Genomic DNA, 11774 nt, shown 5'->3' on the forward strand with positions numbered 1-11774 from the left:
AGACGGGTGGCGGAATGCATCCACGGTCTTGAAGGCACGTCGTGCGACGTCTGCTTCCCGAAGCCGGCCCCGGTGGTCGCGCCGAAGCCCCGCACCCGCACTGCACCGGCCCCGCGTCTCACGACGCCGCGCGCCGGCGCTTCCCGGTCGGCCGTCGCCCGACCGTCCGCGACGCGCGCGGGGGAGCGCAGCGGCCCCCCGTACGTCGTCGGCACCCAGCGCCTGCACCGCTTCGTGCACGTGCGCGAGCTCGAGGCCATCCTCACGGTCGGTGCCATCGGTCCGGAGTCGATCGAGGTCGAACTGCTCTCGCCCGCGGCGCTCGAACGACGCGCGACGCGCGAGTTCGACGGCCGGGCCGCGTCCGAGCACGTCGCCTTCACCCTCGTGCCCGAATCCGAGCCATGGGAGGAGGTGCGTTCCGGCGGAGCCCGCGCCCGGCGCTGGTCGGATGCGGCACGCGCCGCCCGTCCGGCCGACTTCGCGATGCTCGTCACGACGATCGACGCCGTCGGGTGGCCGCTCGTCGTGTGCGACGACCCCGCCGACCCGACCGCGCGCGTCACGAGCGACCGTCCGTCGGCCGAGGAGCTGCTGCGCCGCGCCTCGCGCGACGAGGAACGCCGCCGGGTCGCCGAAGTGCTCGTGCCGCGCGAGGTGCCGGTGAGCGCCCTGCAGCTGATCGCCGTCGCGCACGAGCCGATTCGCGACCGCATCCGCGCCCTGCTGCCGAAGGGCGGGCCGCGCGTCGCCGCGCACCCGCCGTGGTTCACCCCGAACCCGGAATGGACCGGCGCCTGACGGCCGGCCCCCTCGCGACCGGAGCAGTCCCGAGCGAGTCCTAGACTTTCTCCATGTCTGCCTCGGACTCGCCCCGCCCCGACCACAAGCCCCGATCCCGCGTCGTCACCGACGGCATCGAGGCCACCACCTCCCGCGGAATGCTGCGTGCCGTCGGCATGGGCGACGCGGACTGGGACAAGGCGCAGATCGGCATCGCGAGCTCGTGGAACGAGATCACGCCGTGCAACCTGTCGCTCGCCCGTCTCGCGCAGGCCGCGAAGGAGGGCGTGCACTCCGGCGGCGGGTACCCGCTGCAGTTCGGCACCGTCTCCGTCTCCGACGGCATCTCGATGGGGCATGAGGGGATGCACTTCTCGCTCGTGAGCCGTGAGGTCATCGCCGACAGCGTCGAGACGGTGATGCAGGCCGAACGACTCGACGGCTCCGTGCTGCTCGCCGGGTGCGACAAGTCGATCCCCGGCATGCTCATGGCGGCCGCGCGTCTCGACCTGGCGGCGGTGTTCCTGTACGCCGGTTCGATCGCCCCCGGCTGGGTGAAGCTCAGCGACGGCACCGAGAAGGACATCACGATCATCGACTCGTTCGAGGCGGTCGGCGCGGTCAAGGCCGGCAAGATGACCGTCGAGGACGCCAAGCGCATCGAGTGCGCCTTCGCCCCCGGTGAGGGCGCCTGCGGCGGCATGTACACCGCCAACACCATGGCGAGCGTCGCCGAGGCGCTCGGGCTGAGCCTGCCCGGCTCGGCCTCGCCGGCCTCCGCCGACCGTCGTCGCGACTACTACGCGCACCGCTCCGGCGAGGCCGTCGTCGGGCTGCTCGAGAAGGGCATCACCGCGCGCCAGATCCTCACCCGCGAGGCGTTCGAGAACGCGATCGCCGTCGCGATGGCGCTCGGCGGTTCCACCAACGTCGTGCTGCACCTGCTCGCCATCGCGCACGAGGCGGAGGTCGAGCTCACCCTCGACGACTTCAACCGCATCGGCGACAAGGTGCCGCACCTGGGCGACCTCAAGCCCTTCGGCAAGTACGTCATGAACGACGTCGACCGTCACGGCGGCGTGCCCGTGCTCATGAAGGCGCTGCTGGATGCCGGACTGCTGCACGGCGACGCGCTCACGGTGACCGGCAAGACCGTCGCCGAGAACCTCGCCGAGCTCGACCCCGACCCGCTCGACGGCGAGGTGCTCCGCACGCTCGACAACCCCATCCACGCCACCGGCGGCCTCACGATCCTGCAGGGATCGCTCGCCCCCGAGGGCGCGGTCGTCAAGACGGCGGGCTTCGACCTCGCGACCTTCGAAGGACCGGCCCGCGTGTTCGAGCGGGAGCGTGCCGCGATGGACGCCCTCACCGAGGGACGCATCCAGGCCGGCGACGTCGTCGTCATCCGCTACGAGGGACCCAAGGGCGGTCCGGGCATGCGCGAGATGCTCGCCATCACCGCGGCCATCAAGGGCGCTGGGCTCGGTCGGGATGTACTACTCTTGACGGACGGCAGATTCTCGGGCGGCACAACCGGCCTGTGCATCGGCCATATTGCACCCGAAGCGGTGGACGCTGGTCCTATCGCCTTCGTGCGCGATGGTGATCTGATACGGGTCGATATCGCGGCTCGCACGATCGATCTACTGGTCGACCCGTCCGAGCTGGAAGCCCGCCGGGGCGGCTGGGCTCCTCTTCCCCCGCGCTACACCCGTGGCGTTCTCGCCAAGTACTCGAAGCTCGTGCGCTCCGCTGCGGAGGGCGCGGTCACCGGGTGACTTCGCCCCTCACCATCAGCTGACGAAGGACTCAATTCCCCCATGTCGACGGAAGCGACACCGAGTGCGCCGACGCGCACCGAACCCGAGATCCTGACCGGATCCGGGGCCATCCTCAAGAGCCTCGAGAAGCTGGGCATCTCCGACGTGTTCGGGATCCCCGGCGGCGCCATCATGCCGTTCTACGACGAGCTGATGGCCTCGACGACCATCCGGCACATCCTCGTGCGCCACGAACAGGGCGGCGGCCACGCGGCCGAGGGCTACGCGTCCTCCTCCGGCAAGGTCGGGGTCGCGATCGCGACGTCCGGCCCCGGTGCGACCAACCTCGTCACCGCGATCGCCGACGCGCACATGGACTCCGTGCCGCTGCTCGCGATCACCGGCCAGGTTTTCTCGAGCATCATGGGCACGGATGCGTTCCAGGAGGTCGACATCGTCGGCATCACGATGCCGATCACGAAGCACTCGTTCCTGATCAGCCGTCCCGAGGACGTGCCCGCGACGATCGCCGCGGCGTACCAGATCGCGACGACCGGTCGTCCGGGACCGGTGCTCGTCGACATCACGAAGGACGCGCAGCAGAACTCGGCGCCGTTCATCTGGCCGCCGAAGGTCGACCTGCCCGGCTACCGTCCGGTCACGAAGGCGCACGGCAAGCAGATCCAGGCCGCCGCGCAGCTGCTCGTGGAGTCGAAGCGACCGGTGTTCTACGTCGGCGGCGGGGTCATCCGCGCCAAGGCGAGCGCGGAGCTCAAGGTGCTCGCCGAGAAGACCGGCGCTCCCGTGGTCACGACGCTCATGGCGCGCGGCGCGTTCCCCGACTCGCACCCGCAGCACCTCGGCATGCCCGGCATGCACGGCGCGGTCCCGGCCGTGCTCGGGCTGCAGGAGAGCGACCTCATCATCTCGCTCGGCGCCCGGTTCGACGACCGTGTCACCGGCAAGACGAGCGAGTTCGCGCCGCACGCGAAGGTCGTGCACGTCGACATCGACCCGGCGGAGATCGGCAAGATCCGCTTCGCCGACGTGCCGATCGTGGGCGACGCGAAGGAGGTCATCACCGACCTCATCGACGCCTTCGGAACCGCGGCCGCCGACGGCGGCCCCGACCTCACCGCCTGGTGGGAGCGGCTGAACGGCCTGAAGAAGCAGTTCCCGCTCGGCTTCACCCCCGCCGACGACGGACTGCTCACCCCGCAGGCGGTCATCCAGCGCATCGGCGAGCTGAGCGGCCCCGAGGCCGTCTACGCCGCCGGCGTCGGACAGCACCAGATGTGGGCCGCGCAGTTCATCAAGTACGAGCGCCCCAACTCCTGGTTGAACTCCGGCGGCGCCGGCACGATGGGCTACGCCGTGCCCGCCGCGATGGGTGCGAAGGTCGCGCAGCCCGACCGCCTCGTGTGGGCGATCGACGGTGACGGATGCTTCCAGATGACCAATCAGGAGCTCGCCACCTGCACGATCAACGACATCCCGATCAAGGTCGCGATCATCAACAACTCGAGCCTCGGCATGGTGCGCCAGTGGCAGACCCTGTTCTACGACGGGCGCCACTCGTTCACCGACCTCAACACCGGACACCTCACCGGCGGCACCGAGACCCGCATGGTGCCCGACTTCGTGAAGCTCGCCGAGGCCTACGGGGCTCTCGGCATCCGCGTCACGAAGGAGGAGGAGGTCGACGCCGCGATCAAGCTCGCGATCGAGACCAACGACCGCCCCGTCGTCATCGACTTCGTCGTCAGCCGCGACTCGATGGTGTGGCCGATGGTGCCGCAGGGCGTCGGCAACTCGCAGGTGCAGTACGCCCGTGACAACGCCCCCGAGTGGGAAGAGGAGTAGACCATGAGCCACGTACTCTCCCTGCTCGTCGAAGACAAACCGGGTCTGCTGACCCGCGTCGCGGGCCTGTTCGCCCGGCGCGGGTTCAACATCGAGTCGCTCGCCGTCGGCAAGAGCGAGATCGAGGGACTCTCCCGCATCACGGTTGTGGTCGACGTCGAGGACCTGCCGCTCGAGCAGGTGACCAAGCAGCTCAACAAGCTCGTGAACGTCATCAAGATCGTCGAGCTCGATCCGAACCAGTCGGTGCAGCGCGAACACCTGCTCATCAAGGTGCGGGTCGACAACACCTCGCGCTCGCAGATCCTCGAAGCGGTGAACCTGTTCCGCGCCCGCGTCGTCGACGTGTCGACGGATGCGCTCGTGATCGAGGTCACCGGCGACAGCGGCAAGGTGCAGGCGTTCCTGCGTGTGCTCGAGCCGTACGGCATCCGCGAGATCGCCCAGTCGGGACTGCTCGCGATCGGCCGTGGCGCGAAGAGCATCACGGAGCGCGTGTTCCGCAGCTGACCCGCGGTCGCCGACCGCACCGACTCCCGGTCGCCGAGCCTGACGACGCGACCCGCACGAACCTCAAACCCAAGGAGAACGAAACAAAGTGACCGAGATCTTCTACGACAACGACGCCGACCTGTCGATCATCCAGGGCAAGAAGGTGGCCGTCATCGGCTACGGCTCGCAGGGCCACGCCCACGCGCTCAACCTGCGCGACTCCGGGGTCGAGGTCGTCATCGGCCTCAAGGAGGGCAGCAAGTCCATCCAGAAGGCACAGGAGGCGGGCTTCAAGGTGCTCACCTCGGCCGAGGCCGCCGCGTGGGCCGACGTCATCGTCATCCTCGCGCCCGACCAGCACCAGCGCGGCCTGTACGCCGACGACATCCGCGACAACCTCTCCGAGGGCAACGCGCTCGTCTTCGGACACGGCTTCAACATCCGCTTCGGCTACATCGAGGCGCCCGAGGGCGTCGACGTGATCCTCGTCGCCCCGAAGGGCCCGGGCCACACCGTGCGCCGCGAGTACGAGGCCGGCCGTGGTGTGCCCGTGATCGTCGCGGTCGAGAAGGACGCGTCCGGCTCGGCATGGGACCTCGCCTGGTCGTACTCGAAGGGCATCGGCGGCCTGCGTGCCGGCGGCATCAAGACGACCTTCACCGAGGAGACCGAGACCGACCTGTTCGGCGAGCAGGCCGTGCTCTGCGGCGGTACCTCGCAGCTCGTGCAGTACGGCTTCGAGGTGCTCACCGAGGCCGGCTACCAGCCGCAGATCGCGTACTTCGAGGTGCTGCACGAGCTCAAGCTCATCGTCGACCTCATGTGGGAGGGCGGCATCGCCAAGCAGCGCTGGAGCGTCTCCGACACGGCCGAGTACGGCGACTACGTCTCCGGCCCGCGCGTGATCGACGCGCACGTGAAGGAGAACATGCAGGCCGTTCTCGCCGACATCCAGTCGGGCGCGTTCGCCGAGCGGTTCATCGCCGACCAGGACGCCGGTGCGCCGGAGTTCACGGAGCTGCGCGCCAAGGCGGAGCAGCACCCGATCGAGGCGACCGGCCGCGAGCTGCGCGCGCTCTTCGCCTGGAAGCAGACCGACGCGGACTACACCGAGGGTTCCGCCGCCCGCTGATCCACCCCGAGAAGGCCCGGCTCCGCGAGGAGCCGGGCCTTTCTCTCGTCCCACCGCCTCGCGCGGGAGCACAATGGCGGAATGGGTGATCCGGTGTGCTGGTTGCACCGCGTGTGCGACGGATGCGGCGCATTCGTCGAGGAGCGCGACGCCGCGGTGTGTCCGCGATGCGGAGCCGAACTTCCCCCCGACGAGGAGCAGTTGACGTGAACGACCTCACCGGGCTCGTCGGAGTCGACGTGCCGATCGTGCTCGGACCGTTCGGCGGCATGTCGTCCGTCGCCCTCACCGCGCGGGTGAGCGGACTCGGCGGTCTCGGTTCCTTCGGGCTCTACGGATACTCGGCCGACCGCATCCGTGCGACCGTCGGCGCGCTGCGCGAGGCGACTCCGCGGCCCTTCGCGGTGAATCTGTGGTTGGGCGTGACGGAACCGGAGCCGACCGCCGAGGAGTGGGAACGCCACGTCGAGGCGCTGCGCCCCCTGCTCGAGGAGATGGGTGTCACCCCTCCGCCGATGCCCGAGCGGTTCCTGCCGACCTTCGAGGAACAGTGGGAGGCGGTGCTCGACACCGCGCCGCACGTCGTGAGCTTCGTGTTCGGCGTGCCCTCCGTCGCCGCCGTGGAGGAGGCGCATCGTCGCGGCATCGTCGTCATCGGCACCGCCACGACCGTGGATGAGGCCGTCGCCCTCCACGACGGCGGGGTGGATGCGGTCGTCGCGTCGGGCTTCGAATCGGCCGGACACCGCGGGTCGTTCCTGCGGCCGGTCCCCGAATCGCTCGTCGGCACGTTCGCGCTCGTGCCCCAGATGGTCGACGCGGTGCCCATCCCGGTGATCGCCGCGGGGGCGGTCGCCGACCGTCGTGGCGTCGCGGCCGCCTTCGCGCTCGGCGCGCACGGCGTGCAGGCGGGCACCGCGTTCCTCGCGACGCAGGAGTCCGCCGTCGCGCCGGGGCACCGTCGCGCGATCGCGGGCACTCCCGCGCACGGCACCGTGCTGACCCGGGCGATGAGCGGCCGCTTCGCGCGCGGCGTGCCCAACCGGGCGGTGCGGTCGATCGAGGAGCGCGACGCGATCGCGCCGTTCCCCATCCAGAACTGGCTCACCGCGCACTTCCGGGCGGAGGCCGCCCGGCGGAACGAGCCCGAGCTGCTGTCGTTGTGGATGGGGCAGGCCGCCGCCCTCGCCCGTCACGAGCACGCGCACGAGGTCTTCGCCGAACTCGTCGCCGGGCTGCCGCCGGAGCGGGTCAGTCCGTCGGAGTGAGCAGCACGAGCGGGATCTCCCGTTTCGTGCGCCGTTGATACGCGGCGTAGTTGCGGTAGCGGCCCGTGATGAGCGGCCACCAGTCCGCGCGTTCCTCCGGAGTGGCGATGTGGGCGATCGCCTCGACGGGCGCCTCCCCGTCGACCGCGATGCGCACCCGCGGCTCCGCGCGGAGGTTGTGGAACCACGCCGGATGGATGTCATCGCCGCCGCGTGAGGCCACCACGACGTAGCCGCCGTGCATCCGCAGAGGCGCGGTCAGCAGGGTCGTGCGCTGCTCACCGGAACGGCGGCCGGTCGTCGTGAGCTCGACGACCGCCATGCCCGCGATGTGCCACCCGATGCGGCCGCCGGTGACCCGCATGGCGACGCGGTGTACGCGATTCATCATCCGCAACGTGCGGTCACTGGGCATGCCGTCAGTATGCGACGCACGCGGTCCCGTCCCGGCGGGGGCGCGACCGGATTCCCAGGTGCCGACGCCTAGCCTGCTCGGATGACCACCACCCCCCTGCCGGCGCTGGGCGACGAGCGCTTCGTGTCCCTCAGCACCTTCCGCCGCTCCGGGGTGCCGGTGTCGACGCCCGTCTGGATCCTGCAGCAGGGCGACGAACTGCTGGTCACGACCCCGGCGGGCAGCGGCAAGGTGAAGCGCCTGCGCAACGACCCGCGGGTGGAGCTGCGCCCCTGCTCGCGCCGAGGCGCCGTCGCCGAGGAGGCCCCCATCGCGTCGGGCACCGCCCGGATCGTCGACGACCCGGCCGCGGTGCAGCGGCACGGGCACGGCTTCGCCCGCAAGTACGGATTCGAGTACCGCCTGTTCATGCTCATCGAACGGATCGCGCGTCGCGGCAACCCGCAGCGGGTCATCCTGCGCATCGCCGACTGACCCCCGGTCGCGCCCGAGCTCCGACGCGGGGTGTTCACGGGACACGCAGCGCAGCTTCACCCGGAGGACACCCGGCACCCCGACCGTGGGCTCGTGACGCGACGCCTCACCGCACGCTTCTGCCTCGCCGCGCTCGCCGTGGCAGTCCTCGTGTCGACGGCACTGCCCGTCGCGGCGCGACCGATCGATCCACCGCCGGTTGCGGCGCCATCCGCGGATGCACCGGATGCGACGGACGCGCCGGGCACGGGACGACCGGATCCGGAGGACTCGTCCGCCGCGGCGTCGACCCCGCTTCCTGCCGAACCGCTGCGCGACGCGAGCACGGTGCTGCTGAGCGAGTTCGCCAACGGCGGTCCACGGAGCGAAGCGGACTCCTTCTTCGAACTCCGGAACTTCGGCGACGAGCCCGTCGACCTCACGGGGTGGAACGTGTACCGCTGCAACGAGTTCGGGTTGCGGCGGGGCGCCGCCAACCCGGAACTCGACCTGCACGGCGTCGTGCTCGCGCCCGGCCAGACGTTCACGGTCGCGCGCATCGGCGCGGCGCTCGCCGGCGGGGCGACCGCCGACGCGTCGATCTCGAACGCCTTCCCCGCGGCGGGCTTCGGGCTCGACCTCGTCGACGACGACGGACGGCGAGTCGACTCGGTCGGCGTCTTCCCGAATGCGCCGTGGCCGATGCTGAGCGAGTGCACCAACGGCCGCAACCTGCCGAACGTGCTCGACTACGCGGCCGGGGAGAGCTGGCAGCGCGTCGCGACGACCGGCGACCCGGCGACGGATTACGTGATCGCCGCGGCGACCCCCGGGGGAGTGAACGCCGAGCGCACGACCGTGCGGCAAGACCGCTCGAGCGGAGTGCGCATCGACGAGTTCGCGGCCTACGGATCACACGGCGACGGCGACGACTTCGTCGAGCTGCGCAACACCGGCGACCGGGCCGTCGATCTCGACGGTTGGCAGCTGTTCCGCTGCACGGCGACGGGGCGGCTGACGAGCGACGCCCTCCAGTGGACCGGCAGCGCGGAACGGCTCGCCCCGGGCGACCGTCTCGTGATCGGCGGACCGGGCTTCGAGGGGCGGAGCGACGCCCGCACGAGCGTGTCGCTCGCCGACGCAGGCTCGGGCGTGCTCCTGCGTGACGGCCGTGGGCGGCTCGTCGACCGGGTCGCCGCCTATCCGTACGCCGACTCCCCGTGCCAGAACGGCGACGACAAGCTCCCCGCCGTGCTCGACGCCGCCGCCGACGAGTCGTACCAGCGCACCGGCACGTCAGGCGTCGACGCCGACGATTTTGTCATCGCGCCCCGCACCCCCGGGGCCGCCAACGCCCGGGATTCCGACGCCGTGTTCGGGAGCCCCTTCGAGTACCCGGATGCGGTCGGGGTGGCGGTGAGCGAGATCGCGACGGATCCGGCGGTGGACGGCATGCCCGAGGGCTCGGTGCAGCGCAACTATCTCGAACTGGCCAACTACGGCGAGCGTGCCGTCGACATCTCCGGATGGCGGATCCTCGGCTGCGCGGTCGACGGACGCCGGGAGCCCGACCCCCTCGTGACCGTCCCGGACGGCGCGCAGCTGCCCCCGCAGGGCACGTTCCTCGCGGCGCTCGCCGAGACGGACGCGGCCCAGCGCGCGGATGCCACCTACACGGACGCCCTGGACTTCCTCGGGGCCGGCGTGTGGGTCGAGGACGCCGACGGGGTACGCGTCGACTCGGTCGGCATCTACCAGGCGAACGAGATGGATCGGCTCAACGAGGGGGTGAGCGCCTGCACCAAGGGGCTGTCGCTCACGACCTACGAACCGGACCGCCTGCTCGGGGAGACCTACCTGCGCGCGCGGTTCACCGGCGTGGATGCCGACGACTTCGTGGTCGGGGAGGGAACGCCGGGCGAGGCGGATGCGGCGCGATGGCGGGAGCGGACCGTCGCCGATCCGGCCGCGCTGCGCCCCGTGGAGTTGCCCGTCGAGACGCGCACGAGCGCACGCATCGGCGCCGCCGCCTGGCGTGCCGTGCGGGACTTCGACGAGGCCGAGCCGCTCACGGGCGTCATCGACGCCGTCGCGGGCGTCGTCGAGGGACCGTTGACCGCGCTCTCGGCACCGGGGGAGCGGGCACTCTCGCCCGACGAGCTCGGCGCACCGGTCACCGACGACCGCTGGGGGCATCCGTACCAACGCGTGGTGCTCGACGCATCCGACCTGCGCCCTGGCGACGAGCTGCGCTGGAGCGGCACGACGGCGGGCCGGAACGAGGTGCAGCTGAGCGTGTGGGACGCCGACGTGCAGGGGTGGCGGATGCTCGACGCCGGCACCGCGCGCGCTGGACGGGTGCAGCTCGCCGGCGAGGTGCGCGCCGGCGACCTCGAAGACGGGCGCGTCACGGTGCTCGTGCAGAACGGCCCGCGCACCGAGCAGAGCCTGCGCGGCGCCCCGGACGGGGCCTTCGCCTCGCCGAACGACTACGACTTCGCGGTGTCGCACCTCACCGACACGCAGTACCTGAGCGAGACGTACCCGGAGGTGTACACGGGCATGGCGTCGTGGATCGTGGCGAACGCGGACGCGCGCAAGATCGCCTTCGCGACGCACACCGGCGACCTCGTGCAGAACTGGGTCGACCCCGACCAGAACGCTGTGCGCGCCGAGCGCGAGTTCGAGCGGGCATCGGCGATCCAGGGCATCCTCGACGACGCCGGCGTGCCGAACAGCGTGCTGCCGGGCAACCACGACTCGAAGCGCGGCCTCGACCCCTCGCTGTTCAACGCGTGGTTCGGACCCGACCGGTACGCCGACGCGCCCTGGTACGGCGGATCCATCGCGCCCGACGACAACAGCGCCAACTTCTCCACCTTCGAGCGCGACGGTGCCCGGTTCCTGATGCTCTCCCTGCCGTACGCCTATGGCGAGCGTGAGATCCGCTGGGCGGAGCAGGTGGTGTCCGCACATCCCGACCACAACGTCGTGCTCTCCACTCATGAGCACCTCACCCCGAAGGACCGGTTCGAGCCCGCCCGCCGCAGCGACTCCTCGCGCTGGGTGTCGCGGGCGAGCGAGCTCTGGGAGCGGGTTGTCGCGCCGAACCGCAACGTCGTCGCCGTGCTGTGCGGTCACTTCCACGGGATCGGGCAGATCGTCACGGAAGACGCCGGCGGTATCCCCGGGCACGACGTCGTCGAACTGCTCGCCGACTACCAGGAGTTCCGCACGCACACGGGGGAGCGGGCCACCGGGTTCCAGCGGCTGCTGCAGGTCGACCTCGGCGGCGGCACGATCGCGGTCGACACGTTCTCGACGCGGCTCGGCTCCACCGCGAGCGCCGAGTACGACTACGAGCAGTTCATGCCCGACAACGGCATGGCGGAGGCGTCGTCGAACGCACGGCCGTGGCGCATCGTCGAGCACGGACTGCAGGAGCGGTACACCGCGGAAGACGACGAGTTCACCGCCCAGGTGAACTTCCAGCACCACAAGGAGGTCGCGACGGCCGGATTCGCCGTCTCTCGCGACGCCTCGCCGGTGCGCGCGGCGGGAGCGACGCGACAGCCGCTGTGAGAGCCGGGAACTCGCCCGCGGGC

9 protein-coding genes are annotated in these 11774 nt (G+C 71.0%); 8 read left to right on the top strand and 1 reads right to left on the bottom strand.

The features are described 5' to 3' along the window. Positions 1–6 precede the first annotated feature (6 nt). From CLV46_RS04235 to CLV46_RS04260, 6 genes are all read left to right on the top strand, one after another. Entirely contained in the window at positions 7–801 is a 795-nt protein-coding gene (locus CLV46_RS04235) for a DarT ssDNA thymidine ADP-ribosyltransferase family protein (protein ID WP_157802217.1), read from the top strand. A gap of 53 nt (positions 802–854) precedes the next feature. Then, positions 855–2564 (top strand): dihydroxy-acid dehydratase, encoded by a 1710-nt coding sequence (gene ilvD, locus CLV46_RS04240; protein WP_100363621.1) that lies wholly within the window; start codon positions 855–857, stop codon positions 2562–2564. 42 nt (positions 2565–2606) lie between these two features. After that, the gene (locus CLV46_RS04245; RefSeq protein ID WP_100363622.1) at positions 2607–4409 is read left to right on the top strand and encodes an acetolactate synthase large subunit; all 1803 of its coding nucleotides are present in this window, start codon (positions 2607–2609) and stop codon (positions 4407–4409) included. 3 nt (positions 4410–4412) lie between these two features. After that, the gene (ilvN, locus tag CLV46_RS04250) at positions 4413–4919 is read left to right on the top strand and encodes an acetolactate synthase small subunit (RefSeq protein WP_100363623.1); all 507 of its coding nucleotides are present in this window, start codon (positions 4413–4415) and stop codon (positions 4917–4919) included. Between the two features lie 88 nt (positions 4920–5007). Next, positions 5008–6033, top strand: coding sequence for a ketol-acid reductoisomerase (gene ilvC / locus CLV46_RS04255; protein ID WP_100363624.1), 1026 nt, complete (start codon positions 5008–5010; stop codon positions 6031–6033). A gap of 167 nt (positions 6034–6200) precedes the next feature. Continuing rightward, positions 6201–7301, top strand: coding sequence for an NAD(P)H-dependent flavin oxidoreductase (locus tag CLV46_RS04260; protein WP_100365889.1), 1101 nt, complete (start codon positions 6201–6203; stop codon positions 7299–7301). Here the strand turns inward: CLV46_RS04260 and CLV46_RS04265 are convergent. Continuing rightward, the gene (locus CLV46_RS04265; RefSeq protein WP_100363625.1) at positions 7285–7716 is read right to left on the bottom strand and encodes a nitroreductase/quinone reductase family protein; all 432 of its coding nucleotides are present in this window, start codon (positions 7714–7716) and stop codon (positions 7285–7287) included. The genes CLV46_RS04260 and CLV46_RS04265 overlap by 17 nt on opposite strands. An 81-nt stretch (positions 7717–7797) precedes the next feature. Between CLV46_RS04265 and CLV46_RS04270 the strand changes: the two genes are divergently transcribed. Both CLV46_RS04270 and CLV46_RS04275 read left to right on the top strand, forming a co-directional pair. After that, positions 7798–8190 carry a PPOX class F420-dependent oxidoreductase gene (locus CLV46_RS04270; protein WP_100363626.1) on the top strand — a complete coding sequence of 131 codons (393 nt, stop codon included), beginning with the start codon at positions 7798–7800 and terminating at the stop codon, positions 8188–8190. A 93-nt stretch (positions 8191–8283) separates the two neighbouring features. Next, the gene (locus CLV46_RS04275) at positions 8284–11751 is read left to right on the top strand and encodes a lamin tail domain-containing metallophosphoesterase family protein (RefSeq protein WP_170028528.1); all 3468 of its coding nucleotides are present in this window, start codon (positions 8284–8286) and stop codon (positions 11749–11751) included. Positions 11752–11774: the final 23 nt, after the last annotated feature.

Origin of the sequence: Diaminobutyricimonas aerilata (genome assembly GCF_002797715.1) — a bacterium.
GTDB lineage: Bacteria > Actinomycetota > Actinomycetes > Actinomycetales > Microbacteriaceae > Diaminobutyricimonas > Diaminobutyricimonas aerilata.